Genomic DNA, 23145 nt, shown 5'->3' with positions numbered 1-23145 from the left:
GGAATGGCCATAATCACGTTAGTCGGTGAAAAGCTTGCGAAACCGGGTGTTGAGTTCATATTCTACGGACCGGCCGAGCCGTGCAAAACCTGCAAGCTGGCTGGAGTCTGCGTCGGAAACCTTGAACCGGGCAGGAGGTACAAGATTCTGCGCGTGAGGAGCATGCCGTCGCACTCCTGTCCACTGCACGAGGGCAAGGTTCGCGTCGTTGAGGTCGTCGAGCCGAGCGTCGAGGTGGCGATAGAGCCGAGATTAGCTATAGTCGGCTCGATAATTCAGCTGAAGTTCGAGGAGTGCAGTGACCCCAAGAAGAGGGACCTCTTCAAGCCGGAGGGCCTCTTTGAGGGCGACCACGTGAAAATCATCGAGATAACGGGAGAAATCGAGTGCGACGGAAAGACCTACAAGATTGCCAAGGTAATGCGCAAGAAGGAGTGATTACTTCCCGGCAAATGCTATCGTCTCCATTTTTTCGGTTTTTATTCTGTAGGCCCTCATTCTCCCGGCAATGAAAAGCCTTATCGCCTCAAGCGTCTTCTCCTTCTTCAAGAGCTCGTTTCTGGCATCTTCGACGCTCGTCTCCCTAAAGCGCACCTTAAAACCGGGCCTCAGCTGGGCAAGCCGGTGCAGATGTGCACTCGCAACGACGCCAATCCTCGCGTAACCTCCGGTGGTTTGAGCGTCGCGCATCATCACGATTGGCTTTCCATTGGGAGGAACCTGAACCGTCCCGGGGACAAGCGGGCCCGTAACTATTCCAGCGCCTTTCTCGGAGTGCTCTATCGCTTTTCCGTCGAGGCGGTAGCCCATCCTGTCCGATTCCGGCGTTACGGTGAAGGCCTCGCTCAGGAACGTCCTCACACCCTCCTCTGTGAAGTGCTCCAAATCCGGGCCGAGAACGACGCCGACGGTTATCTCCTCTGCCGAGTAGTCTGGTCTCAGTTCCCCGGGAAGTCTGCGCCCCTCTTTGCCGGTCAATATTGCGTAGCCGAGAGTAAGTTTATCGCCGGCTTTCAGTGGCCTTCCGAGGTTGGCTTTGGCGTAGGTCGAACAACTGCCCAAGAGCTTCTCGCACTTTATCCCGCCGGCGAAGGCAATGTAGCCGTAGAGACCGCTCCTCAGCGTCCCAACTTCGAGGACGTCTCCCCGCTTCGCCCAGTGGCTCGTCCAGGATTCAATGGGAACGCCGTTGAGCCTGACGTCAACATCGCCGGCAACGGCGAAGACAGCTGAAGCGTTGAACCTCAGCGTTGGCCCGGTCAGGAGGAACTCCAAAAGCGGGGCATCGCCGGGGTTTCCGACGAGGTAGTTGGCTATTCTGGCTGAGTAGTCGTCCATGTAACCGGAAACCGGGACGCCAAGCTTCCTGTAGCCCCTTCTGCCGGAGTCCTGAACCGTCAGCAACGAGGGAACGCGGAGGAGTTCAATCATTTTCGCGCCCCCATTCAGCCCTGTAGAGCTCTTCGAACTCCCCTTCATCAATCGGCACGAACTTTACCCTGTCGCCGGGCTGGAGAAGAGTGGGCGGTTCCTTTGATGGGTTGAAGAGCCTCAGGGGGGTTCTGCCGATGAGCCTCCAGCCGCCGGGGCTTTCGAGGGGGTAGATGCCGGTCTGCTTTCCGGCTATCCCAACCGAGCCAGCAGGAACCTTCAGTCTGGGCTTCTCAAGGCGGGGCATCGCTATGCGCTCGTCCATTCCACCCAGATAGGCGAAGCCGGGCAGAAAGCCGAGGAAGTAGACGCGGTAAACAGGCCTCGAGTGGATTTCGATGACCTCCTCAGGAGTCAGGCCGTTGTATTCCGCTACGAACTCCAAATCCGGGCCGTACTCACCGCCGTAGAGAACCGGAATCTCAACGAGCCTCCCCTCGAACTTCTCAGCCGAGAATTCAAGCTCCCGGATTGCCCGCTTGACCCTTTCAAAGTCTATGAGCTCCGGCTCGTAGATTACCGCGAGGGAAGAGTACGCGGGAACGACTTCGACGAGCCACTCGAAGCTGGCTTTTTCTATCGCCCCCGCGAGGGCGTGAACGCGGTCGTTGGTCTCTTCGTCGATGACCTCTCCGAAGGAAACCAGCAGGGCAGAGTCGCCGAGGGGTTTGAAGTTCATGGTCTCACCTGATGAACTCTTTCATCGGCACTATCCTAACCCCTTCCCACTCAAGGGCCTCCCGGATGTGTTTTGCTATCTCAACGGCCTTCGGGTTGTCGCCATGGACGCAGATTGTATCTGCCTTAAGCTCAATCCACTCGCCGTTTATGGCTCTAACCCCGCCGTCCTTGACCATAGAGATAACGCGCTCCGCTATCTCCTCCTTGTCGTGGATTACAGCGTTGGGCTTCGAGCGCGGGACGAGGGTTCCGTCCGGGTTGTAGGCCCTGTCGGCGAAGACCTCGTGGGCAACCTTGACGCCCATCTCCTCCGCTATTTCTGCTGGTTTCGAGCCCGAGAGCGTTACAAAAATTAGCTTTTTATCGAAGTCCGCTATCCCCTCTATAACCGCCCTCGCGAGCTCCTCCTCTTTAACGAGGGCGTTGTAAAATGCTCCGTGAGGTTTGACGTGCTGTAGTTCGAGGCCTTCAGCCCTCGTGAATGCGTAGAGTGCTCCAATCTGGTAGAGGATGTAGTTACGAGCTTCCTCGGGTGTGAGCTTCATGTACCTCCTCCCGAAGCCCATCAAATCCGGATAACCTGGGTGCGCGCCGACTTCAACTCCTTTCTCCTTCGCGAGCCTGACGGTCTTTCTCATAACCAGCGGGTCGCCTGCGTGCCAGCCCGTAGCAATGTTGGCGCTCGTGATATAGTTCATGACCTCCTCGTCGAGGCCCAACTTGTACCTCCCAAAGCTCTCCCCGAGGTCGGAGTTCAAATCCACCCTCATGCTCCCACCGGCCTCATTTCGACGGAAATCTAAAAAAGGCTTTCCCAGAGTTTGAACCATGCATGTGATAGACACCGCGATATTCATTCAGGGGATAGATGTAGAGGGCTTCACGACGCCGAAGGTCGTTGAAGAGGTTAAGGACCCCGAGTCGAAGCTCTTCCTTGAGGGTCTGATAAGCGCGGGAAAGGTTAAGGTGCTCGTCCCTTCAATGGAGAGCGTTAAAGCGGTTATGGAAGCCGCGAGAAAGACGGGTGAGCTCAACGAGCTCAGCGAGGCAGACCTTGAGGTTCTCGCCCTGGCGTACGAGCTCAAGGCCACTCTTCTCACCGACGACTACAACCTCCAGAACATAGCCAGAACCCTCGGAATTCCCTTCAAGACCCTCAAGCGCGGGATAAAGCGCGTGATACACTGGAACTACGTCTGCATCGGCTGTGGGAAGCGCTTTTCCGAGATGCCCCCTGAAGGTATCTGTCCCAATTGTGGCAGTCCCGTTAAGCTCATACCGAGGAAAAAGAGGAGGCGTCAGAGGCGCAGGTAGGGAATCACCTCGTCGTAGACCTCGCTCCAGTCAACTACGCCGACCCTTCTCATGACACCTTTCTCAATCAGCCCCAAAATCTCGTTCACAACCTCTTCCGGCGTCTTTCCGGTCGTGTCAACCTCTATGACGTTCTCGTTCTCCTCAAGGGCCTCGACAAGAATGACATCAACCAACTCGGCCTCGACGTTTTCTCCAACTTTCTCCCTCGAATAGCCCCTCTCCTTCAGCCTTTCACCGATTAGCTTCGGATGTGCCCTAAGTACAACCACGAGGTCTGCGTTGAGGAAGTGGCTCAGATGCCCGTCAACGACGACGTTCCTCCCCTTGAAGTCCCGCTCGAAGTTGTAGGCCAGCTCGTCAACCTCGACCTCAAGTTCATCGCCCTTCATCTCGCCGATGCCCTTTTCCATTGCGTAGTCCCTCAGGCTGACGTACTCGTAGCCGAGCCTCTCCGCCAAAAGCTTCGAAACCGTCGTCTTTCCGACCCCGGGCGTTCCGGTTACAGCTATTATCATGCCACCACCGTACCGGGTTCACCTTAAGCTTTTAAAAACCCAGCTCGAGTTTCGAGCATGTACGAGTTCACCGAGGACTTCAAGCTGAGGAGAATCACCAAGTACGAGCTGGACGGCGTCGATGAGCGGGACGATTTGGTAGTCATTCCTCCGTCGAGCAGGGCCGGCCCGTGCGGGAGCTACTGCCTCTTCTGCTACCTCCGGCAGAATCCGCCCGAGATGATTTACCGCGTTTCCTTCCACGACACCCTGAACGACCCGGAGCTCGAGAGAAGGATTGCCTACGTGAGCGAGCACTATCCCGAGCTGTGGATTCGTGTTACCGACACTGCCGGAAACGTCGGACTGGACGAGAAAAGGATTGAGAGCCTCCAGAAAGCCGGCCTCGACGAGATGCAGATTTCAGTCCACACGACAAAGAAGGAAAAGAGGATTGCCCTCATGAGAAGCCCGCTTGCGGGAAGGCTGATAGACCTCCTCCCCCTCGTGGCAGAGACTTTCAGGGTAATAGCGGACATAATCCTGACGCCCGGCTACAACGTCGACGACATCGGTGAGATAATCCGGGATTTAGCCTCGATGGGCGTTGCCGAGGTCAGGCTTTTCCCCGTTGGGGTGACGAGGTACAACAGGGACGTTAGGCCCCTAACGAGGGACGAGCTAACCTTCGTCAAGGAGACGGCCCTAGATGTAGGGGGAGGGACCGGGATAAAGGTCGTGATTCCGCCCATCTTCAAGGCCCTCCTCGGCGAGTTCCGGCTCGATGTTGGCCCCTTTGAACTCGAGCCGGAGATGCCGACCTACATACTGACCGGCGAGCTGGCCTATCCTGAGCTGAGGCGAATCTTCTCGAGGATTCCTGTTGTGGCCGTCAAAAACGAGTTCTTCGGCGGGAACATAGGAACCGCCGGCCTGCTCACGGGCAGGGACGTTCTCAGAACCGTTGAAAAGCTTCCGGAGGTCGACCTCGGCCTGCTTCTTCTGCCGGAGCTAATGTTCTACGGCGACAGAACACTGGACGGCTTCACGCGGGAGGAGCTCGTTTCGAGAATCCTCGTGGAGAAGGGCTACATTGTCGAGAGCGCCCTCGAGCCGGTTGAGATACCGCGCGTTCTTGAGAAGGTTGGGGCAATTTAGCGCCCCGGGCCGGCTCGGCGCTCATAGGGTATATCATCGCCTTCGCTCATCCCGTCTTGGATTCATCACGGCCGGCCCGGGACGGCGTCAGGGCCAGTCCTCGTCATCAACATCAGTGCAATTCGCTGTCATCATCCGCGCTTCAACCTTGAAGGTAGTAGGATATAAGCTTTCTCAGCTCAAGGTTCCTGTTCGGGGGGAGCCTCAAGAAGCGCCTCAACCCGTTGTTCTCCGCTATCAGGCCGGAGAGCTCGATTGCGAGGATTTTGTTGTCCTCGCTAAGGCCGTAGGCCTTGTAGCGGAGTGGGGCATACTCCTTTTCGAGCTTCCAGACCTTCTTTTCGAGCTCCTCAGCTTTCCTCTCGAGCTCCTCAAGCTTTCCCTTTGACTCCCTAAACTCCCCGGCGAGTGCGATTTCAATAATCCTCTCAGGAGAGACGCCGTAGCGCTCCGCGAGCTTCTCAATCTCGGCCCACAAGGCCTCGTTGAGCTCGACCTCAACCTTCCCGAAGCCCCTATCTGGTTTGATTGTGAGCTTCATATTCGTTCACGCTCCGTGAACGAGTCGTTCACAGTTTGTGAACTTTTCTTCGCCTCGAGCTTTTTCCTGAGTTCCTCGTTCTCCTTTCTCAGCTTATCGCGCTCCGCCATCATTAGCTCCTTGTCCCTCAGGGCCTTCTCGTAGAACTCCCTCAGCTCGTCGAGCTGGTTCTCCATTTCCCGGAGCTTCTCCTCGAGCTTCCCGATTTTCTCCCGAAGGAACTCCTCCCGCTCGGCCTTGAGTGTTTCCTCAACCCTGGGCAGGTTCTCCTTGATTAGGGCTTTAACGTCCTTTCCCTTCAGGGATTTGAACTTCTCGCGGGGTAAGACAACCGTTACTTTCATGGTTCATCACGCATTGAAAGCCATTCAATAAATTCCTCCGGACTAAGCATTGTTATCTGCTCTCGTGCTTTCTTTCTGAAGGACTCGTCTCTTGTTACCAGAACATCGCACCTCGATGCCAGTGCAGAAGCCAGCGCAACGGAGTCATATGGGTCGGTTTCAAGCTTTAGTTGGAAGGAGAAAGCGTCAATTAAAACGAGTTCGTTGGGAATGTAAACCTCTATACCAACGTCTTCAATCTCCCTGACTCTCTCAGGGTTCATTCCGTTCCTTTTGAAGACGTGGGCGCTTTCCATAAGCGTGAATATCGAGACTACACCTTCAATTTTGCCTTCCTCAATGAGCTCTAAAATCCGAAGTGGGGCCTTCCACAGCTTGGCTCCTGTTTTTGGGTCTTCCTCCTTAAACCACACGTTTAGGAGGACGTTTGTATCGAGATATGCTCTAATCATACTCCTCCTCCCTCATCTTCCTAATCAGCTCCACGCTGGTCATGCCCTCGGGCAGTTTTCCCTCGAGTATGCCCAGCATTCTCTTGGCGGAGCCCTTCTTTGCCCTCTTCTTGGCCCGCACTTCCATCAGAACGGAGAGAGTCTTCATATCAACGAGCATCGTCCCACCGCCTTGTTTTCCTCAACCCCGTATTTTAACCTTCCTCTCCATCTCGGTCTTCCTGTCGTAGCAGAGAATGTAAAAGGCCAGAAGCCCCTTCCACCTTCCGTAGGGCTCGATGAGCTCCCTAACGTCCCTCTCCTTGACCTCCTTCGGCCTTTTGCCGAAAATCTTCGCTATTCCCCTCCTCAGGCCGAGGTCCCCCGCTGGATAGACGTTCTTCCTCAGGCCATAAGCAAGGAACAGCTCCGCGCTCCACTTCCCTATTCCGCGGAACCTCGTGAGGTATTTGATAGCATCATCAACGTCCCAGCTCCAGAGTTCGAGGTTCAGCTCACCCTTCAGGTAGGACTCCGTGAGGGACTTTATGTAGCCCGCTCTATAACCAAGTCTGGCCTTCTTCAGCTCCTCCTCGCTCAGCCCGGCAATCCGCTTGGCAGTCGGAAATGCGTAGAGTTCGCCAACGGGCTCTCCTGCGAGTTCCACGAGGTTTCTAATCGTCCGCTGGGCAAACTCGTAGTTAACCTGTTGTTGAGCTATCACCTCGACGAGGGCCTGGTAGGGGCTCGGCGATGCGGGAATCGTTAGGCCGTAGAACTCCTCGATGAGGAACGCGAAGGGCGAATCGCCTATTTCGGCGTAGAAAGCGTTGAGGTCAGTGTCAAGGCCCAGTATGAAGGTCAGCCTTTCCCTCGCTTCCTTCCTCTCACTTCTTCCCCACTCCTCGGGGAAGCGAAAGTCCCCGTCGTAGGCGACCACTCCAATCTTTCCGTTGCTCAGCCTCAGGGCCTGGTAGAATGTGCCGCCCTTGAAGGTCCAGGTGCCGTTGCGTATCATTTCCTTTGCTGTTTTTTCAACACTAACCATCGGTCGAGCTTTACGGGGTTGCGCCTTATATCCCTTAGGGTCAAGACCCAGAGCCTCTTCCCGTCGGATGAGCGCCTTATTTCGATTTCCCCGTTCTCCTCGAGGAATAGCATTACCTCCTTAACCTTATCCGGCTTCAGATTGAGCTTTCTCACTTCATCCCAGAACGGCTCTCTATGGGAGTACCTGGAAAGTTCCATCACGAGGTCTCTGGCGAGCTTTCTCTTTTCGTCACCCCTCGCAAGGCGATAGCGCCTGTAAGTTTCTGCCAGCATGTTTCCCGTTAGGGGTTGGTCTATAAATGGCTTTCCTAACTCTAACCCGCAGGCAAAAGTTTTAAACGTTTAAGTGGTATCACCTTTGATGAGAGCCATGAGACGTGCCCTGCTCGTAGTCCTGTTCGTTTCAATGTTGCTTCTCCCCGGCGTTTCCGCCGACAAGAAAGTTGTCTACGTGGGTAAGATAGAGGGCACGATAACGCAGTACACCGCCGACCAGTTCGCGAGCTACATAAAGACTGCAGAAGGACATCACGCGGAGGCGCTGATTGTCGAGCTCAACACACCCGGCGGCCAGGGAGACGCGATGATGCGCATCGTTTCCCTGATTCAGAACTCGACGGTCCCCGTGATAATCTACGTTTATCCAAGGGGAGCAATTGCAGCCTCCGCTGGAACTTACATCGCGATGAGCGCTCACCTTATAGCCATGGCCCCCGGAACGAGCATAGGGGCCTGCGAGCCAATACTCGGCTACGCCGCAAACGGGAGTATAATACGCGCTCCTGCAAAGATTAGGAACTTCTACACCGCTTACATGCGTTCTCTGGCAGAGGAGAGCGGCAGAAACGTTACGGCCGCCGAGAAGTTCGTTATGGAGGACCTGAGCCTAACGCCCGAGGAGGCTCTGAAGGCCCACGTGATTGAGGTGATTGCGGACGACGTTCCCGACCTCCTCCGGAAGGCCAACGGGATGAGGACAAAGGTTCCCGTGGCTGGAAAAGGCTACGTTACGTTAAACTTCACGAACGTCGAGATAAGGGAGCTGAACCCCTCAATAAGCTACCGCATAGTCACGTTCCTTGCCAACCCTGCCGTTTCTTATCTCCTCTTTGTCGTTGGAATGCTCGGCCTCGTCTTCGGCTTCCTGACTCCCGGCTGGCACGTTCCGGAGACGCTCGGTGCAATCCTGCTCGTTCTTGGCATCATTGGAATGGGCTACTTCGGCTACAACGAGGCAGGTCTCGTGCTGGTAATACTCGGCATGATTTTCTTCATCGCGGAGGCGCTGACACCGACGTTCGGACTCTTCACGGTTGCTGGTCTCGTTAGCTTCATCCTTGGGGGCCTAATACTCTTCGGCAAAGGTGGGGGAGGTGTCTACCTCGTGAGCGCTTCGACTTTCGAGACCCTTAGGATTGCAATCATAGTCACGGGCGTCTTGCTGGCGCTGTTTTTCCTCTTCGGAATGGCTGCAGTTGTCAGAGCTCACCGCAGAAAGCCTGAAACCGGAAGGGAAGAGCTCATAGGAGAAATCGGAAAGGTCGTTGAGGACCTCAACCCCGAGGGGGTCATAAAGGTTCGTGGGGAGCTCTGGAAGGCCGTCTCAAAGGACGGTTCGACGATTAAGGTCGGGGAAAGGGTTAGGGTCCTTAAGGTGAAAGGGCTGACTCTCATAGTTGAGAAGGTTAGGGGTGGTGAATGATGGCGATTGGGACCATCGTTTTGGGAATAGTTTTGCTTTTTGTTTTGATTATACTGGCGAGCGCAATAAAAATCGTCAAAGAGTACGAGAGGGCCGTTATCTTCCGTCTCGGTAGGGTCGTCGGTGCTAGGGGGCCTGGACTGTTCTTCATCATACCGATTTTCGAAAAGGCCGTTATAGTTGACCTCCGTACGAGGGTTCTCGACGTTCCTGTCCAGGAGACCATAACCAAGGACAACGTCCCGGTCAGGGTAAACGCGGTCGTTTACTTCAGGGTTATTGACCCGATTAAGGCCGTCACCCAGGTCAGCAACTACATAATGGCAACCAGTCAGATTGCCCAGACCACCTTGAGGAGTGTCATCGGACAGGCTCACCTCGACGAACTGCTCAGTGAAAGAGAAAAGCTCAACCTTCAGCTCCAGAAGATTATAGACGAGGCCACCGACCCATGGGGCATCAAGGTGACCACGGTGGAGATAAAGGACGTCGAGCTTCCGAGCGGAATGCAGAAGGCTATGGCGAGACAGGCCGAGGCCGAGAGGGAGAGGAGGGCGAGGATTCTACTCGCTGAGGCCGAAAGACAGGCGGCCGAGAAGCTTCGCGAGGCGGCGGAGATTATCAGCGAACACCCAATGGCGCTCCAGCTCAGGACGCTCCAGACGATAAGCGACGTCGCGGGAGACAAGAGCAACGTCATAGTCCTGCCGCTTCCGATGGAGATGCTGAAGCTGTTTCAAGCCGTCGGGGATGCAGCGAGGACGTACACGGCTAAGGTAAAGGAAGAGAAGGAAGAGACCGCCGAATGAACATTTCTGGCGATTACTTCTTTTTATTTCCACCGCAAAAGCTAAAAGCACTTTTCCTTAAGCGATAATCGCAGTGCACCATAGGCCTTAAATTAGAGCATGCCTGTCATGATTTTACCGGAGGTGTCGGCTTTGGAAGGGCGTTCAATAGTTTTTGCATCCGGAAAGGGTGGAACGGGTAAAACGACAACGGTCGCCAACTTAGGTGTGGCTTTAGCCCAGTTCGGCAAGGAAGTGATTCTCCTCGACGCTGACCTGACCATGGCAAACCTCAGCCTCGTCCTCGGAATGGAGGACATACCAATCACGCTCCACGACGTCCTCGCGAGGGAGGCCGACCTTAAGGATGCCATCTACGAGGGGCCAGCGGGAGTCAAGGTTATACCCGGTGGATTGAGCCTGGAAAAGGTCAAGAAGGCAAAGCCGGAGAGACTCAGGGAACTCATGAGGGAAATCGGTCAGATGGCTGACTTCGTACTCATTGACGCGCCAGCGGGACTTGAGATGACCTCTGTCACCGCTCTCCTCATCGGTAAGGAGCTTATCATCGTCACCAACCCGGAGATATCCGCCATAACCGACTCACTCAAGACCAAGCTAATCGCCGAGAAGCTTGGAACCCTCCCGCTCGGCGTCGTTCTCAACAGGGTCACCAACGAGAAGACCGAACTCAGCAAGGAGGAAATCGAGGCAATACTCGAGGTTCCTGTTCTCGCTATGATTCCAGAGGACCCCGAAGTGAAGAGGGCCAGCGCCTACGGCGTTCCACTCGTCATCAAGAACCCAACCAGCCCAGCGGCCATCGCCATCAAACAGCTCGCGGCCAAACTCGCCGGAATCAGGTGGCAGCCGCCCGAGCCGGAGAGTCCGATTAAGAGGGTCTTCAAAGCTATATTCGGAGGGAAGAAGTGATGGCGGAGGTTATCCTTTACGGACTCGTTATAATCCTCCTGATACTCGTCATAATACTTGCAATGCTCTACATGTCCGCCAAGAGCAACCCGTACTACGTCGTCTACGACGAAGAGACCAAGACTGCCCTCAAGAGGCGTGTCATGAGCCTTAAGGAGGAGCTCGAGGGCGAGCTGGAGCAGTTCGACGTTGACGACTGGGAGAGGACCCTTGAGGAGTCAATAGACGAGGAAGTCAGAAACCTCTAACCTTCTTTTACCCTCTGTTATTAAACTTTTCTGAGCCGTTAAATTTTAAAACCTCCTTTATACTTTCTATTCTGGAGGTGGGGGGCGATGAGGACCAAGTTAGGATACGAAGACAAACTCGTGGAGATAGCCGAAAATGAGGTTGTGGTTTTTGATGGAAAGCTCTACACCGCCCCCCTTGAGGAGGTCATTAAATACTACCTGTCCGGTTCAGGGGTTCTGCCCCCTGCCATCAGGGATGTGACCAACGACATCATAAGACTGCTTCTGAGAACAGGAGAACTCGAGACAATAATACACTCCAAGGTTCAGTACGGTGAGAGCCTCTCGGACTAATTCTACAAGTCCCTGACTATTGAAATTTTCACATCGTTTTCTTTTGGCGCGCTCTTCTCGAAAACATTTAAGTAAGCTTTGACAGAGAAAATAAATTCACAGGGGGTGAAAGAATGAGGGCAAAGGTCAGGATTCTCGACTTCTACAGCGGCCGGTACTCGGTCCTCATAAACGAGGAGGACGCAAGGGAAGCCAAGCTCCACCCGGATGACCTCGTGAAGCTCGAGGCCGGGAAGAAGACCGTCTACGGAAGCGTTGTCATAAGCAACCTCGTCGAGAGGGGCGAAATCGGCGTCAGCAGGGACGTCCTTGAGCTTCACAGCTTCTCCGAGGGCGAGACCGTCGCGGTTATTCCCGCTGGAACCCCGGAGAGCGTCCGCTACATAAAGAAGAAGATGAACGGCTCGAAGCTCAGGAAGGTCGAGATTGAGGCAATAATACGGGACATCGTTGACAGGAAGCTCAGGGACATCGAGATAAGTGCGTTCGTGACTTCACTTGAGATAAACGGCCTCGACATGGACGAGATTGCGGCCCTGACAATAGCGATGGCCGAAACCGGTGACATGCTCGACATTGACAGGAAGCCGATAATGGACGTCCACAGCATCGGCGGCGTTCCTGGTAACAAGACCAACATACTCGTCGTTCCGATTGTTGCCGCCGCCGGTTTAACAATTCCGAAGACCAGCTCAAGGGCCATAACCAGCGCCGCTGGAACGGCCGACGTCGTCGAGGTCTTCGCAGACGTCAGCTTCTCCCTCGACGAAATCAAGAGGATAGTCGAGAAGGTCGGCGCGTGCCTCGTCTGGGGAGGGGCTTTAAACCTCGCTCCCGCCGACGACATCACAATCAAGGCCGAGCGCGCCCTCAGCATCGACCCGACCGGGCTCATGCTCGCGAGCATAATGTCCAAGAAGTACGCCATGGGAAGCCAGTATGTCCTCATAGATATTCCAACCGGAAAGGGCGTCAAGGTTGAAACCGTCGAGCAGGCGAGGGCCCTCGCGAGGGACTTCATAGAGCTCGGCAAGAGGCTCGGCCAGTACGTTGAGGTTGCCATAACCTACGGTGGCCAGCCGATAGGACACACCGTCGGCCCGGCGCTCGAGGCTAGGGAAGCCTTGATGACGCTCATGACTGGAAAGGGCCCTGGAAGCCTAATCGAGAAGGCCACCGGACTTGCCGGAATCCTGCTCGAGATGGGTGGAGTTGCTCCGCAGGGAATGGGCAAGAAGATGGCCAGGGAAATCCTCGAGAGCGGAAAGGCCTGGGAGAAGATGAAGGAAATCATCGAGGCCCAGGGAGGAGACCCCAACATCAAGCCCGAGGAGATTCCGATTGGAGACAAGACCTACACCTTCACCGCCCCAACGAGCGGTTACGTCACCGCGATAGACAACAGGGCGATAACTGCCATCGCGAGGGCCGCCGGAGCTCCCGAGGACAAGGGTGCCGGACTGGAGCTCTACGTCAAGGTCGGCGAGAAGGTCAAGGAAGGCGACCCGCTCTTCACGATTCACGCCGAGCACGAGGCGAGGCTCGACCAGGCGATAGTCCTCGCGAGGAGGGCCGAGCCGATAAGAATAGAGGGAATGGTCCTCCAGCGAATCGGAAACATCTGAACCTTTCATTCTTTCAGCTTTTCCAGCTCTTTTCTGAACTCCTCCCGGCTCATGCAGGGCTGGCCCCTCTTCAGCCTGACCGCGGCAATCTTGTAGTTACCCCTTCCGACGAACCTGCAGACCTTTTCCGGCTCGTCCACGAGCCTCGCGACCGCGTAGGTAATTCCGTCCTGTTCAATGTAGTCTATTACCGTATCCTGGAAGCCGGTGAAGATTACGACGCACTTCCTGTTCGGGTTGAAGGGCTTCAAATCCTCGTCTATGGGCGGCAGTCTCTTGACGACGCACTCGCTCGGGAAATCGTGGGCCTTAACGCGCCTTATCAGTTCGGGCATCTCGCCTGTTTCCTCGAAGCGCTCGAGCTCCTCCCTCGAAATCTCAACGGGCTTCGGCGAGTAGCAGAGGAACTCCTCGTCGTGGAACATCATGTAGGTTCCGTCCTTCAGGAACATGAAGGCTATCCTCTCCCTCGGAAGGTCTAAGACGTAACCGGACTTGCTCTTCTTTACCTCGTACATCTCCCTCACCGAGCCAACTCCACAGGTGTCATTTATAACCCTTACTGGTCATTTCTGTTTAATCTTTTCCACAACATGGACGTCCTCGATTCTGGTCACCGGGTACTGGCCGTTCTCATCCTTCTCGACCGCCTTCACCATGTCCCATATCGTGAGTAGCGCAACCGTTACGCCGGTTAAGGCCTCCATCTCGACGCCGGTCTTGTAGTACGCCCTAACCTCGCAGGTGGCCTCTATGTAATCTTCCCCGAACTCGAAGGTGATGTCAACGCCGGTCAGCGGTATCGGGTGGCAGAGGGGTATTAACTCGGGCGTCTTCTTGACGGCCAGAATGCCAGCAATCTGGGCCGCCGCTACCACGTTGCCCTTCTTGGTTTTTCCTGCCTTGATGAGCTCTATCGTCTCAGGTTTGAGTCTAATCCTGCCTTTGGCTACCGCCTTCCGGAAAACGACGTCCTTGTGGCCGACCTCAACCATCTTCACTCCCTTTTCATCAACGTGTGTCAGCTCCATGGGACCACCTCCGGAGAATTGGCTTGGAAGCTTATAAAAATAGTCAAACCGTTTACCAGCTCGACCCAGAAGAGCGGGTCCCCACAAGTGTGCTCGTCCACCCTTCTGGAGGTTCGGAAACTAGTTAGAACGATACACCGAACCCGCACCCGGGAACTGGTGCAACCGTCTATGGGTTCCCACTCTTTTAGAGGTTCGGAAACGGCTCAATGAAAAGGGATGGACAGCAGAAGACGTCGAAGTTTATAAGTTTCCACTCTTCTAGAGGTTCGGAAACTAAAGTCCACGGGAGCCAAGGTGTTGGATGTCGAGTTTGACAATAGGTGTTTCCACTCTTCTAGAGGTTCGGAAACGGTCTGGAAATTCCCTTCATTCCAACAATAAACCCTAATCAGGAAGTCTTATATAAAATTTTCGCCCGGAAAAGCTCCTAAAAAACAAAAACCACACCACTCCCCCCAAACCACCAACAACAGTAAAAAGGCAAAATAACCAACCAAAAAACCCAAAAAAGCCAACAGAAGAATCATAAGCAATAACCAGCCCAACCAAAAGACTACAAAACTCAAAACTAAAAACAAAGCATCCTACAGAATTTTTAACCCACCGCAAAGGCCAGAAAACCCACCACCAGCTAAAAGAAACCCGTCAGAACCCCCGAAAACACCCAACTCAAAAACCAGCACACACCAACTTTTAAGCCTTAAACCGACCGTTACACCCTTCTTCAAACATTCAAACGAATACCCTAACTCTTTTGCAAAACACGTACATGCTAACACTCTTATGTAACGTAAAAACTAAATATCCCGCTTAAGGGCTTTAAATGGCCCTCCAAGGCAAATCCAATCAATCCAACCATCCGCAAGCCACGTAAGCCCTCCATTCCACCTTAAAACCCACGAAAACCACCCACCCACAATGAACACAACTGAAAAAACAGAAAAATTGGGGCATTTCAGCTCAAAAACAGACCTATAAGCCGATTACTAAACAAATCTCGCGGGCTCATCGACTCAAGACTTTATTAAACGCTACTAGGCGATTTTTTAATACAACAAAAATGGGAAAATCAGCCCTTCGCGACGCCCATCGGGCGCATCCTCGCGACGAGCTTCGCTATACCCGCCTGGTGGACGACGCTGACGACGTTGTCGACGCTCTTATACGCACCAGGAGCCTCCTCAGCAACGACTCTGAGAGAAGCCGCGCGGACGTAGATTCCCCTTCTCATGAGCTCGTTCCTGAGCCTGTCACCGCGGTACTGCCTCGTTGCAGCTTTTCTGCTGAGCAGTCTTCCGGCGCCGTGGCAGGAGCTTCCGAAGGTCTCTCTCATCGAGCCCTCGGCTCCGGCTAAGACGTAGCTCGCCGTTCCCATCGAGCCGGGAATGAGGACCGGCTGTCCTACGTCGCGGTAGGCTCTCGGCACGTCCGGGTGGCCGGCAGGGAAGGCCCTCGTCGCTCCCTTCCTGTGGACGACGACCTTGACTTTCCTTCCATCGACCTCGTGCTCCTCGACCTTCGCTATGTTGTGGGCCACGTCGTAGACTATGTGCATCTCCATGTCCTCGGCTTTCCTCTTGAAGACCTCCTCAAAGCTCTCCCTGACCCAGTGGGTTATCATCTGCCTGTTGGCCCAGGCGAAGTTCGCGGCCGCTTTCATCGCGCTGAAGTACCTCTGACCTTCTTCGCTCCCGAAGGGGACGCTCACCAGCTCGCGGTCGGGCCAGGGGATTCCGTACTTCCTGTTGGCCTTCTCCATTATCCTGAGGTAGTCGCTCGCCACCTGGTGGCCGAGACCGCGCGAACCGGTGTGGACCATCACAACGACCTGCCCCTCGAAGAGGCCGTACGCCTTGGCTATCTCCTCGTCGTAGATTTTGTCAACGACCTGAACCTCAAGGAAGTGGTTTCCAGAGCCGAGGGAGCCGAGCTGTGGCGCTCCCCTCTGCTTCGCCCTCTGGCTGACGGCGTTCGGGTCTGCCCCGTCCATTCTTCCGCCTTCCTCAAGGTGCTCCAAATCCTCCTTCCAGCCGTAGCCGTTGTCAACGGCCCACTTGGCGCCGTCCGCTAAGACGTCGTCGAGCTGGCTCCAGTGGAGCCTTACCCTTCCCTTGCTCCCAAGTCCGCTCGGGACGTTCTTGAAGAGCGTGTCAACGAGCTCCTTTATCCTCGGTCTGACTTCTTTTTCCGTTAAATTCGTTCTAATCAGTCTGACGCCGCAATTCACATCATATCCCACGCCTCCGGGGCTTATCACGCCCTCCTTCACGTCGAACGCCGCGACGCCTCCAATCGGGAAGCCGTAGCCCTGATGACCGTCGGGCATTACTATGGAGTACTTGTAGATGCCCGGGAGCATGGCAACGTTGGCCGCCTGCTCCAGCGTCCTGTCCTGACGCATCTTCTCGATGAGCTGGTCGTCAGCGTAAACCCTGCCCGGAACGCGCATCCGCTTGTCAAACTTGGGAATCTCCCAGCGGATTTTGTCTATTCTCTTCAACGGCACCATGGTTCTCACCCTTGTGGTATTCCAACGCCGGAACTTTAAAACCTTAGCACCGAATTTCCAACCGCTACCCCTTTATACCACCTCTCCGAAAATCCTTCGATGGCCAGGAACCTGCTCAAGAACATCGGGCACCTGATGGCGGGTAGCTTCGCAAGGAGTATAATAATGGTCATCTTCACGATTTACATAATCAGGGTTATCAGCGTTCAGGACTTTGGAATCTACTCGACGGTTCTCGCTTTCTCGGCCATAACGATGGCCTTTGTCAACTTCGGCCTCGATACCTACCTCACCCGCGAGGCCAGCAAGGACAGGGAGATTTTCATTCCCCTCCTCAAAACGGTGACGAAGGCCCGCTTCCTGCTCTTTGCCCTCTCAGAGGCTCTCCTCTACGCGCTCCTGAGGGTCCTCGGCTATCCGGAAGAGGTTATCCTCCTCACCCTCGTCTTTGCCTTCGACCCCCTCCTATGCTTCCTCCTCGATTCTATTTACTCAATCCTCTACATCGAGGGCAGAACGCACCCGGTCGCGCTGGCCGAGTTTGGAAAGAGGGCCCTTCTCCTCCTCTTCGTGCTCTTCACTGCCCGCTACGGCCTCCTCTGGATTGTTGTTTCCTACATCGTGGCCGACCTCGTAGTCCTCGCCTTCCTTTACGTTGACTACAGAAAGCTCGTGAGGGACTTCCCTCGGGGGAGCAGTGTGTCTATGAGGGAGGTTCTCAGAAAGAGTCTTCCATTCTCCCTCCAGACTTTAACCGGCCTCTTCTTCTGGAACGTTGACATAATGATGGTGTCAAAGCTCCTCGGAGCCGTTGCGACGGGATTCTACAACGTCGGCGCGACGATTTTCAAGGCGATATACTTCATTCCCCAGTCCTTCGGCTCGGTACTCTTTCCCAAGATGAGCGAAGCCCACCACGAGGGCAACCTCGAGAGGCTCCGCGGGCCAATCCTCGAGTCCACCAAGAGCCTTCTCTTAATAGCGATTGGCATCGTGCTCTACTCCCAGACGAGCCTTCCCTACTACATTCCCCTGCTCTTCGGCGACAAGTACGCCCCTGCGATGAAACTCATGGGTCCGATGTCGCTCATAGTGCTCTTCTACTTCCCGGCCTTCATCGGCCAGAACCTCCTCATGGCAATCGGGCGCGAGAAGGAAGCCGTCAACACGCTGGTCTTCGCGAACATCGCCAACTTCATCCTGAACCTGATCTTCATAAGGCTCTTCGGACTCCTCGGTGCCGTCTACGGAACGGTGGTCAGCCAGGCCCTCTTCCTTGGGGCGACGGTTTACTACCTCCGCGACGTCCTCCCAAAGGTCCTTCCCCCGATGGAGCTCGCGAGGGGTCTCGTCTGGGGGGCCCTTGCGTGGGTTCTCACCGCCTTGGCCGTCCTCTGGCTGGAGAACTACGTAAAGCCGGACTGGGCCGACAACCTGTACTTCCTGACGCTCTACCTGCTCTACAAAACGGGGATAATAAAGGTAGAAGGCTTCAGAATCTAATCCAGCCTTAGCCTCCTCTCCTTCGGAACGTAGTTGAGCAACCTTCCGTTTTTCGCCTTTGCCGAGCCGAGGTAGTAGGAGCGCCATTTGAGGAGCACCCAGCCGTCCGGCGCGTCAACTTCCACGCTCTCCCCGGCCAAGTAGCGCCTCGCCCGCTCGTCGTCCAGTTCGGCGACGTTCTTCGTTGCCTTCGGCCCGACGAGGAAGGCACCCTCAATCGTCAGTCTTATGCCGTCGCTCTCTATCCTGCCGAAGTAGATTCCCCTCCTGCCGGTGTCGCTTATCTTCAACTGACAAGGCTTGTAGGCGTAGACCTTGCTGTGGTTGCCCCGGATTTCGTAGATTAGCTCCGGAGCATAACCGTAGTTCTCGATGAGGAGCCTTTTAACGAGCTCGGCATCGCCGGTTTTCCCAATCTTATCCCTCGGGTTGCTCATTCCCCATCACCCGGCTTGACTATCTTCGCGATGAAAAACGCCTCTGTGTCGTTGTCGTTCGGGTGTATGCGCAGGGCCTTTTTCAGCTCGTCCGAGTATGTCTTCCCCTCCCACTCGAGGACTGGCTCGCTCGTCTTCACGGGCAGGTCTATCTTTTCAAGCCTCGCGTCGGTCTTCCTCAGGAGGTAGTCAACGACCTCCTCGTTCTCAAGCGGGTCTATTGTACAGGTCGAGTAAACCATGATCCCTCCGGGCTTCAGCGCTTTGTAACCGGCCAGGATAAGCCTCTTCTGAACCTTCATGTACTTGACGACTGCCTTCTCACGCCACTCCCTCAGGAAGCGCCAGCTCTTTCGTATCATTCCAACCGAGGAGCACGGTGCATCCAATAGAACCCTGTCGAAGGTGTTCTCGAAGCGCGCGAATTTTGCCCCGTCCCTCGTCGTCACCCTCGCTATCAGGACCCCCATCCTGTTGAGGTTCGCTATCAGGACGTTGGCCCTGTCCCTGTTGGGGTCGTTTGCTATTATACAGCCTTCGTTCTCCATGTACTGGGCTATTTGCCCGGTCTTCGAGCCCGGCGCGGCGGCCATGTCGAGAATCAGCTCCTCCGGCCTCGGCTCAAGCACAACTGGCGGAATCATCGAGCTCGCTTCCTGGCCGAATATCAGGCCGAGGCCGTGCTCCGGAACCTTCGCGAGGTTGTCAACGTTGATGAAGAACCCCTCCCTGACCCAGGGAATCGGTTCAAGCTCGAACTCCTCTCTGAGTCTCTCAACAACAACCTCCAGCGGTGCCTTGAGCGTGTTCACCCTGATGCTCTGCCTGAGGGGCTTAACCATGAACCCCCAGAACTCGTCCGAATCGTTGAGCTTCGAGTAGCGCTCGTAAAAGGCAAGGTTTGTTTCCTTGATAACGTCCCTTGCGCTCATCCAACCACCTCACAGGTCGGGGACGAACTGCGCCATCCAGCGCCCGTCCGGCAGTTTCTCAATCCTCATGTCGTGGTAGGTTATCGCCTTAACTTCCTCCTTCGGTTCGTGCTTCTCGTAGTCGAGAACCTCTCCACAGGCCTTCGCTTTGAGGCGGTAGCCGTTCTCTGTCTTCTCTATCCTGACCCTGACGTCGCCGAAGACCAGTCCCTCCATATCGTGGAGCACCAGGAGTTCCTCAAGGAAGCTGTACAGGAGCGCCTCCAAGTCCCCTTCCTCCACCTCAATCTCGCGACACTCCCTCGGCTCGACCTTCCTCACGTTAACCATCACGTCAAAGAGTCCCAACGCAACGGCCTCAAAGGCCTCCTCCAGCGTTGAGCCGTAACCGCGAACGCCTATGTCAGCGGTGTGCTCGTAGTGCTCCCAGGTTCTCATTCTCTCACCCCCACGAGAATTGAGTTCAGGCCCTCTTTAAGGGCTACCTCGTGAAGCCTCCTGTCGGCGGTGTAAAAGGCGTCGGCCCTCACGTACTTAGCCGAGACTATTTGCAAGGCGTCTGCCTGATAAATGTGATACCCCTCAATCAGCTCCCACGCATCAGCTAGGAGCAGGGAATGGACGGGAACGACCTCAAGGACACCCAGCCTCGTGAACCGCTTTACCTCGGCCAGAAAACCCCTTCTCAGAAACTCAAAGTCCTCCCTGCTGAGCTGACCTCTCCTCAGCTTTTTGTCGAATACCCCGATTACCTCGCCTATGTTCCAGAAGCTGAAGGCCAGCTTTACCTCACCCCTGTAGGCGTCCCTGAAGGCTTTCTTCACGAGGTCGCTTCCGTTTTCGTTCAGATACCTCTTCAGGATTGCGCTACTGTCCAAGTAAACGCTCCTCGCGGTCATCCCTCATCTCCCTCAGGAGCTTTTCACTGCCCTCGCCACCAGCGTCGAGTGGCTCGAACCACAGGGGAACTTCGGAGTCGTCAACGTCCTTCAAGACCTCGTTTATGAGGTAGTTCATCAGCGCCTCCTCCAGCAGTCTGCTGACCTCGCTCCCCTCCCGAAGGGCCAGCTCTTTAAACTCCCTCCACAGCTCCTCATCGACGTAAACGCTCGTCTTAACCTTCCCCATGTCACCACCTGTAGGTAATTACCGACGTTGGTATATAACCCTTATCGAAACCGTTAATTAGACCGCCCTCGAAACGAAGCCGGTGGTTGCATGAGGGAGGTAACGCCGAAGAAAATCCGCGAGATGAAGGGGAAGGAGAAAATCACGATGGTGACGGCCTATGATTACCCCTCGGCGTTCCTGGCGGATAAAGCTGGGATTGACATCGTTTTCGTCGGCGATTCCCTTGGAATGGTCGTTTACGGCGATAACAATACGCTCAACGTGACGATGGAGCAGATGGTCTTCCATACGAGGGCCGTTGCAAGGGCCGTTAAGCGGGCGCTCGTTTTAGCCGATATGCCCTTCTCCAGCTACGAGGTCAGCGTTGAGGAGGGCGTTAAGAACGCCGTTCGGTTGATTCAGGCCGGTGCCGATGCCGTGAAGATTGAAGGCGGTGCCGACCATGAGAAGCTCGTCAGGAAGCTCGTTAGGATGGGAATTCCGGTTATGGGGCACACCGGTTTAACTCCCCAGCGCTATCTAAGGCTCGGTGGTTACAGAATCACCGGCGAGACGGAGGAGGAAATCGAGGAAATCCTGCGCGACGCGAAAGCCCTTGAGCGGGCCGGGGCCTTTGCCGTTGTGCTTGAGTTCGTCCTGGCCGATGTTGCGAAGCTCGTAACTGAGGAAGTCTCGATACCGACGATAGGAATCGGGGCGGGCCCGTACGTTGACGGTCAGGTTCTGGTCTGGCACGACCTCCTTGGAATTTACGAAAGCTCGCCTCCCTTCGCCAAGCGCTACGCCGAGCTGGGTGGGATTATCTTGGAGGCCCTGAGTCAGTACAACCGCGAGGTCAAGGCTGGAGAATTTCCAAGTTCCGAGCATTACTGGGAGTATCAGGACAAGGAAGACTTTGAGAGGAAGGCGAAAAACGCCCTCAGAAGGCTCGACCTCTAAGTTCTTTCGGTGACTTTTTGGATTCCTTCCAATTTTGTGTGTTTCCAGCCCTTCTTTGTAACCACTCCGTGGTTTTGGATTGTTTAAACTTCAAGGTTTATAAGGGGTTATTGTGAAATATCCAATGGTGGCAGTGGAATGTTCAACGTGACGAGGGGTGCAAGGGGCAACAAGCGGCTCTTGGCGATGGTCTTCGCGTTCTCAGTGGTGGCAGTGGTGTTCATCGGTTTCGTAGCGGCCACTGGCTCAAGCGTCACTTACCATGTGACTCTAAGCCCCAGTTCTCCTTACTATTTTTCAATTTCTGGAGGCTTTCTAACGGTCTCCGTGGAGGTTTCCTCTTCTGAGCCCGTTACGGTCTGTATGACTGACGCCACGGGGCTTGCAAAGTTAAAGGCGGGCGAAAAAGCCCTGTGCTACATGTACGCGGGAAACGTGAAGGACCTGAAGAGGGTTTGGAGAAGTCCCAACGACGGTCAGTTCTACCTCGTGATACTATCTGACAAGCCCGCAGAAGCGACGGTTACCATAGAGCGCGGAATCCTCGTAAAATGATGGAGCCGGGACCGGGATTTGAACCCGGGACCTGGGGATTACGAGTCCCCCGCCCTGCCGAGCTAGGCTACCCCGGCACCGTTCTAAGGAACAGGCCCGGGATTTATAAGCTTTTCTCAGGGCTGACCGAGAATGCTCCGGATTACCATCAGCCACTTCTGGGGGTCCAGAGCAACGAGGAATGCAAGCGTGGCAAGTAGGACGTTGAAAGCCGTTATCGCCCCAAGTGACTTAAGCTCCCATCGGTAGAAGCACTCCGGGACACGCGCCATCCAGCCATCGGTCGCCCTTGAAACCGCCCACGCCAAGAGGAATCCGGTGAGAACATCGTATATCCAGTGGTGAGCCAAGAACACCGTCGCAAAGGGAATCAGGGTGTTTATCGCTATCAATGCTTTTCCACCTATGCGCTTTCTGTACTTCCAGATTGTTATGATGTTTATCGCCGCAAAGGTGTTGTGGAGTGAAGGCAGCACGAACTCCTGCCTCGTCAGCAGGGTATTGTCAACCGAGTAGCCGGGAATGTGGTAGACGTAGTGGGGAGCGTGGATGTGGAAGATTAAATAGATGGTCCCAGCCCCAGCGTACGCCATCAGATACCTCGCAAGGAGTTCGTCCGAGGTTTTAAGGTCACGCAGGTAAAGGAGAACGTAGAGGACCATGAACCCTATTGAACCGGCAAAGCCGAAGTAGTAGACCCACCTCAGGGTCATGTAGAGAGGAGGTATCGACTTTGTAAAGCTCAACAAGCCGAGAACGAGAGAGCGGGAAGTCAGAGGAAGCTTAAGGAACTCCTTGGTCGCGTCGATGCTCCACCTGCCGAGGTAGCCGTACAGGATTCCAAAGGCTATCCACCCGAAGTAGCTGAGAATGAAGGCGTTCAACCTCACGAGAACTTCCCTGTCGCGAAGCCTCGCAAGGAGTGGGTTCATTTCTTATCCCCCGAAGTGATTGCTTAACTCGTCCGTTATGTATCGGAATGTATTGGGACCAACCCTTTAAAAACTTTGCACTTAACCCCGGAAG

Annotated in this window: 31 protein-coding genes and 1 tRNA gene; 12 read left to right on the top strand and 20 right to left on the bottom strand. The window is 55.0% G+C overall.

Annotated features, from left to right (window positions below):
* Window positions 1-3: 3 nt before the first annotated feature.
* Complete coding sequence (locus ACYQ04_RS02585) at window positions 4-438, top strand: UPF0179 family protein (protein ID WP_042690696.1); 435 nt, start codon at window positions 4-6, stop codon at window positions 436-438.
* Here the strand turns inward: ACYQ04_RS02585 and ACYQ04_RS02580 are convergent, their stop codons facing one another.
* Genes ACYQ04_RS02580 through ACYQ04_RS02570 form a run of 3 tightly spaced genes read right to left on the bottom strand, consistent with a single transcriptional unit; the run spans window position 439 to window position 2882 of the window.
* Window positions 439-1431 (bottom strand): 5-oxoprolinase subunit C family protein, encoded by a 993-nt coding sequence (locus ACYQ04_RS02580; protein ID WP_460127119.1) that lies wholly within the window; start codon window positions 1429-1431, stop codon window positions 439-441. It abuts the gene before it with no gap.
* Window positions 1424-2110: a 5-oxoprolinase subunit PxpB gene (gene pxpB, locus ACYQ04_RS02575; protein ID WP_460127118.1), complete on the bottom strand. Its 687-nt coding sequence runs from the start codon at window positions 2108-2110 to the stop codon at window positions 1424-1426. The genes ACYQ04_RS02580 and pxpB overlap by 8 nt, the downstream gene beginning before the upstream one ends.
* Before the next feature lie 4 nt (window positions 2111-2114).
* Complete coding sequence (locus tag ACYQ04_RS02570) at window positions 2115-2882, bottom strand: LamB/YcsF family protein (RefSeq protein ID WP_460127117.1); 768 nt, start codon at window positions 2880-2882, stop codon at window positions 2115-2117.
* A 58-nt stretch (window positions 2883-2940) separates the two neighbouring features.
* Here ACYQ04_RS02570 and ACYQ04_RS02565 point away from each other — a divergent pair, with 58 nt between their 5' ends.
* Window positions 2941-3426 carry a type II toxin-antitoxin system VapC family toxin gene (locus tag ACYQ04_RS02565; RefSeq protein WP_460127116.1) on the top strand — a complete coding sequence of 162 codons (486 nt, stop codon included), beginning with the start codon at window positions 2941-2943 and terminating at the stop codon, window positions 3424-3426.
* On the opposite strand, the gene ACYQ04_RS02560 is transcribed toward ACYQ04_RS02565, so the two are convergent.
* Window positions 3411-3944, bottom strand: a complete 534-nt coding sequence (locus ACYQ04_RS02560) for an adenylate kinase family protein (RefSeq protein WP_460127115.1) — start codon at window positions 3942-3944, stop codon at window positions 3411-3413. The two genes, ACYQ04_RS02565 and ACYQ04_RS02560, sit on opposite strands and share 16 nt — an antisense overlap.
* Window positions 3945-4001: 57 nt before the next feature.
* On the opposite strand from ACYQ04_RS02560, the gene ACYQ04_RS02555 reads away from it, so the two are divergent.
* Window positions 4002-5081 (top strand): DUF512 domain-containing protein, encoded by a 1080-nt coding sequence (locus ACYQ04_RS02555; RefSeq protein ID WP_460127114.1) that lies wholly within the window; start codon window positions 4002-4004, stop codon window positions 5079-5081.
* A 142-nt stretch (window positions 5082-5223) separates the two neighbouring features.
* Here ACYQ04_RS02555 and ACYQ04_RS02550 read toward each other — a convergent pair whose 3' ends face one another.
* From ACYQ04_RS02550 to ACYQ04_RS02525, 6 genes are read right to left on the bottom strand one after another with little or no spacing between them, the layout of a single operon-like run.
* Window positions 5224-5622 (bottom strand): hypothetical protein, encoded by a 399-nt coding sequence (locus ACYQ04_RS02550; protein ID WP_460127113.1) that lies wholly within the window; start codon window positions 5620-5622, stop codon window positions 5224-5226.
* Entirely contained in the window at window positions 5619-5966 is a 348-nt protein-coding gene (locus tag ACYQ04_RS02545) for a hypothetical protein (RefSeq protein WP_460127112.1), read from the bottom strand. Before ACYQ04_RS02545 ends, ACYQ04_RS02550 begins: the two co-directional genes overlap by 4 nt.
* Window positions 5963-6418: a type II toxin-antitoxin system VapC family toxin gene (locus ACYQ04_RS02540; RefSeq protein ID WP_460127111.1), complete on the bottom strand. Its 456-nt coding sequence runs from the start codon at window positions 6416-6418 to the stop codon at window positions 5963-5965. The genes ACYQ04_RS02545 and ACYQ04_RS02540 overlap by 4 nt, the downstream gene beginning before the upstream one ends.
* Window positions 6411-6578 (bottom strand): hypothetical protein, encoded by a 168-nt coding sequence (locus tag ACYQ04_RS02535; protein ID WP_460127110.1) that lies wholly within the window; start codon window positions 6576-6578, stop codon window positions 6411-6413. The genes ACYQ04_RS02540 and ACYQ04_RS02535 overlap by 8 nt, the downstream gene beginning before the upstream one ends.
* Window positions 6579-6599: 21 nt before the next feature.
* Window positions 6600-7445: a DNA-3-methyladenine glycosylase family protein gene (locus ACYQ04_RS02530; protein WP_460127109.1), complete on the bottom strand. Its 846-nt coding sequence runs from the start codon at window positions 7443-7445 to the stop codon at window positions 6600-6602.
* The gene (locus ACYQ04_RS02525) at window positions 7412-7720 is read right to left on the bottom strand and encodes a hypothetical protein (RefSeq protein WP_460127108.1); all 309 of its coding nucleotides are present in this window, start codon (window positions 7718-7720) and stop codon (window positions 7412-7414) included. Before ACYQ04_RS02525 ends, ACYQ04_RS02530 begins: the two co-directional genes overlap by 34 nt.
* 97 nt (window positions 7721-7817) lie before the next feature.
* On the opposite strand from ACYQ04_RS02525, the gene ACYQ04_RS02520 reads away from it, so the two are divergent.
* The 6 genes from ACYQ04_RS02520 (at window position 7818) to ACYQ04_RS02495 (ending at window position 13079) form a co-directional block, all read left to right on the top strand.
* Window positions 7818-9149, top strand: coding sequence for an NfeD family protein (locus ACYQ04_RS02520; RefSeq protein ID WP_460127295.1), 1332 nt, complete (start codon window positions 7818-7820; stop codon window positions 9147-9149).
* On the top strand, window positions 9146-9958 hold the full coding sequence (locus tag ACYQ04_RS02515) for a slipin family protein (RefSeq protein ID WP_099211615.1): 813 nt from the start codon (window positions 9146-9148) through the stop codon (window positions 9956-9958). The genes ACYQ04_RS02520 and ACYQ04_RS02515 overlap by 4 nt, the downstream gene beginning before the upstream one ends.
* Window positions 9959-10090: 132 nt before the next feature.
* Window positions 10091-10870 carry a cell division ATPase MinD gene (gene minD / locus ACYQ04_RS02510; RefSeq protein ID WP_460127107.1) on the top strand — a complete coding sequence of 260 codons (780 nt, stop codon included), beginning with the start codon at window positions 10091-10093 and terminating at the stop codon, window positions 10868-10870.
* Window positions 10870-11118 carry a hypothetical protein gene (locus tag ACYQ04_RS02505; RefSeq protein WP_173866252.1) on the top strand — a complete coding sequence of 83 codons (249 nt, stop codon included), beginning with the start codon at window positions 10870-10872 and terminating at the stop codon, window positions 11116-11118. Before minD ends, ACYQ04_RS02505 begins: the two co-directional genes overlap by 1 nt.
* 87 nt (window positions 11119-11205) lie before the next feature.
* A complete protein-coding gene (locus ACYQ04_RS02500; RefSeq protein ID WP_460127106.1) occupies window positions 11206-11454 on the top strand; it encodes a hypothetical protein in 249 nt (82 codons plus the stop codon).
* Window positions 11455-11567: 113 nt separating this feature from the next.
* Window positions 11568-13079, top strand: a complete 1512-nt coding sequence (locus tag ACYQ04_RS02495) for an AMP phosphorylase (RefSeq protein ID WP_460127105.1) — start codon at window positions 11568-11570, stop codon at window positions 13077-13079.
* A 5-nt stretch (window positions 13080-13084) separates the two neighbouring features.
* Here ACYQ04_RS02495 and ACYQ04_RS02490 read toward each other — a convergent pair whose 3' ends face one another.
* The 3 genes from ACYQ04_RS02490 to ACYQ04_RS02480 all read right to left on the bottom strand — a co-directional run bounded on the left by ACYQ04_RS02490 (window position 13085) and on the right by ACYQ04_RS02480 (window position 16514).
* Window positions 13085-13597: a hypothetical protein gene (locus ACYQ04_RS02490; RefSeq protein ID WP_460127293.1), complete on the bottom strand. Its 513-nt coding sequence runs from the start codon at window positions 13595-13597 to the stop codon at window positions 13085-13087.
* Window positions 13598-13645: 48 nt separating this feature from the next.
* Complete coding sequence (gene moaC / locus ACYQ04_RS02485; protein ID WP_460127104.1) at window positions 13646-14110, bottom strand: cyclic pyranopterin monophosphate synthase MoaC; 465 nt, start codon at window positions 14108-14110, stop codon at window positions 13646-13648.
* A 1072-nt stretch (window positions 14111-15182) separates the two neighbouring features.
* Window positions 15183-16514, bottom strand: coding sequence for an RtcB family protein (locus ACYQ04_RS02480; protein ID WP_460127291.1), 1332 nt, complete (start codon window positions 16512-16514; stop codon window positions 15183-15185).
* A 207-nt stretch (window positions 16515-16721) separates the two neighbouring features.
* Here ACYQ04_RS02480 and ACYQ04_RS02475 point away from each other — a divergent pair, with 207 nt between their 5' ends.
* Complete coding sequence (locus ACYQ04_RS02475; protein WP_460127103.1) at window positions 16722-18125, top strand: flippase; 1404 nt, start codon at window positions 16722-16724, stop codon at window positions 18123-18125.
* Here ACYQ04_RS02475 and ACYQ04_RS02470 read toward each other — a convergent pair.
* The 5 genes from ACYQ04_RS02470 to ACYQ04_RS02450 are packed head-to-tail and all read right to left on the bottom strand — an operon-like array spanning window position 18122 to window position 20622.
* Window positions 18122-18562, bottom strand: coding sequence for a methyltransferase RsmF C-terminal domain-like protein (locus ACYQ04_RS02470; RefSeq protein ID WP_460127102.1), 441 nt, complete (start codon window positions 18560-18562; stop codon window positions 18122-18124). The two genes, ACYQ04_RS02475 and ACYQ04_RS02470, sit on opposite strands and share 4 nt — an antisense overlap.
* Window positions 18559-19494, bottom strand: a complete 936-nt coding sequence (locus ACYQ04_RS02465) for a tRNA (cytosine(49)-C(5))-methyltransferase (RefSeq protein WP_460127101.1) — start codon at window positions 19492-19494, stop codon at window positions 18559-18561. The genes ACYQ04_RS02470 and ACYQ04_RS02465 overlap by 4 nt, the downstream gene beginning before the upstream one ends.
* 9 nt (window positions 19495-19503) lie before the next feature.
* A complete protein-coding gene (locus tag ACYQ04_RS02460; RefSeq protein WP_460127100.1) occupies window positions 19504-19932 on the bottom strand; it encodes an archease in 429 nt (142 codons plus the stop codon).
* Entirely contained in the window at window positions 19929-20393 is a 465-nt protein-coding gene (locus ACYQ04_RS02455; protein WP_460127099.1) for a type II toxin-antitoxin system VapC family toxin, read from the bottom strand. The genes ACYQ04_RS02460 and ACYQ04_RS02455 overlap by 4 nt, the downstream gene beginning before the upstream one ends.
* Complete coding sequence (locus ACYQ04_RS02450) at window positions 20362-20622, bottom strand: ribbon-helix-helix protein, CopG family (protein WP_460127098.1); 261 nt, start codon at window positions 20620-20622, stop codon at window positions 20362-20364. The genes ACYQ04_RS02455 and ACYQ04_RS02450 overlap by 32 nt, the downstream gene beginning before the upstream one ends.
* 90 nt (window positions 20623-20712) lie before the next feature.
* On the opposite strand from ACYQ04_RS02450, the gene panB reads away from it, so the two are divergent.
* Both panB and ACYQ04_RS02440 read left to right on the top strand, forming a co-directional pair.
* Window positions 20713-21564 (top strand): 3-methyl-2-oxobutanoate hydroxymethyltransferase, encoded by an 852-nt coding sequence (gene panB, locus ACYQ04_RS02445; protein ID WP_460127097.1) that lies wholly within the window; start codon window positions 20713-20715, stop codon window positions 21562-21564.
* Between the two features lie 147 nt (window positions 21565-21711).
* Complete coding sequence (locus tag ACYQ04_RS02440) at window positions 21712-22119, top strand: hypothetical protein (RefSeq protein WP_460127096.1); 408 nt, start codon at window positions 21712-21714, stop codon at window positions 22117-22119.
* Here the strand turns inward: ACYQ04_RS02440 and ACYQ04_RS02435 are convergent.
* Together ACYQ04_RS02435 and ACYQ04_RS02430 are read right to left on the bottom strand one after the other, a co-directional pair.
* Window positions 22120-22196 (bottom strand) — tRNA-Thr (locus tag ACYQ04_RS02435).
* A gap of 39 nt (window positions 22197-22235) precedes the next feature.
* On the bottom strand, window positions 22236-23051 hold the full coding sequence (locus ACYQ04_RS02430; protein WP_460127095.1) for a phosphatase PAP2 family protein: 816 nt from the start codon (window positions 23049-23051) through the stop codon (window positions 22236-22238).
* Between the last annotated feature and the right edge of the window lie 94 nt (window positions 23052-23145).

The sequence above is a fragment of the Thermococcus prieurii genome (genome assembly GCF_054657655.1).
Note: the sequence above shows the minus strand (reverse complement) of the source record. Positions and strands in the feature narration are given on the sequence as shown.